Genomic DNA, 1,257 nt, shown 5'->3' with positions numbered 1-1,257 from the left:
CTGTAGTGGCATAGTTAATTTGGCCACCTGAATAGAGGTGATATCATCGCCTCATAGTCAAAACAGGTGACATTATGACCGGACGTAACAAACGCAATTTTAGCCCCGAGTTTCGCCTCGAAGCTGCCCAGCTTGTACTCGATCAGCATTACACCGTTGCCGCCGCTGCCACGGCAATGAATGTCGGTAAATCCACGATGGATAAGTGGGTTCGGCAGTTGAAAGAAGAACGAGGAGGGAAATCACCCGTAGCGTCACCCATGACACCTGAGCAGATTGAAATACGCGAGCTGAAGAAAAGACTTCAACGCGTTGAAATGGAAAGAGATATATTAAAAAAGGCTACCGCGCTCTTGATGTCAGACTCCCTGAACAGTTCTCGTTAGTTGAGAAACTCAGGGCGCGGTTTCCTGTTGCCGTTGTGTGCAACGTGTTTGGGGTTCATCGCAGCAGCTATAAATACTGGCGGCAGCCAAAGAAGCCTGATGCCGCACGCGTGGCATTACTCAGTCTTGTTCGTGAAAGCTATCGCGAAAGTAATGGCTCCGCAGGTGCACGTAATATTGCCGCGATGGTCACTACCAAAGGCGTAAAACTGAGCCGCTGGCGGGCAACAAAGCTAATGAAAGAACTTAATCTCATCAGCTGTCAGCAGCCTGGTCATCGATATAAAAAGGCGTCTAAGGAACACGTAGAGATCCCCAATTATCTGGAACGCCAGTTTGCAGTAACAGAGCCTAATCAGGTCTGGTGCGGTGATGTGACTTATATCTGGGCGGGTAAACGCTGGGCTTATTTAGCCGTTGTGCTTGATTTGTTTTCCCGTAAACCAGTTGGCTGGGCGATGTCATTTTTCCCGGACTCTGCACTGACAGGTAAAGCGTTGTCGATGGCTTGGGAAGCGCGAGGAAAACCCGCTAATTTGCTGTATCACTCGGATCAAGGCAGCCACTATACCAGCAGGAATTTCAGACAATTATTGTGGCGATATCAGATAAAGCAAAGCCTGAGTCGCAGAGGGAATTGCTGGGATAACAGCCCCATGGAACGTTTTTTTAGAAGTCTGAAAACGGAGTGGGTACCGGATAATGGATACGCTAATTTTAGCGAAGTCAGGACAGCGATAACGAATTACATAACTGGATATTACAGCCAGCTCAGACCTCATCAATATAATGGTGGTTTGACGCCAAATGAATCAGAGCGATTGTTCTGGAAAAACTCTAAAGCCGTGGCCAGTTTTGCTTGACCACTACA

Annotated in this window: 1 protein-coding gene; it reads left to right on the top strand. The window is 48.0% G+C overall.

Annotated elements, in window-relative coordinates; translation table 11 throughout:
• Window positions 1–74: 74 nt before the first annotated feature.
• Window positions 75–1,249 (top strand): IS3 family transposase gene (locus AC0Z7K_RS24370; RefSeq protein WP_144416270.1). Its coding sequence is split into 2 segments (ribosomal slippage): window positions 75–342 and window positions 342–1,249, totalling 1,176 coding nucleotides; the frame shifts between segments, so codons are not numbered across the junction.
• Window positions 1,250–1,257: the final 8 nt, after the last annotated feature.

The sequence above is a fragment of the Rahnella sp. 1L-D-7-B-C2 genome (assembly GCF_057290995.1).
The sequence above is the reverse complement of the archived record's forward strand: the minus strand, read 5'-3'. Positions and strand labels throughout refer to the sequence as shown.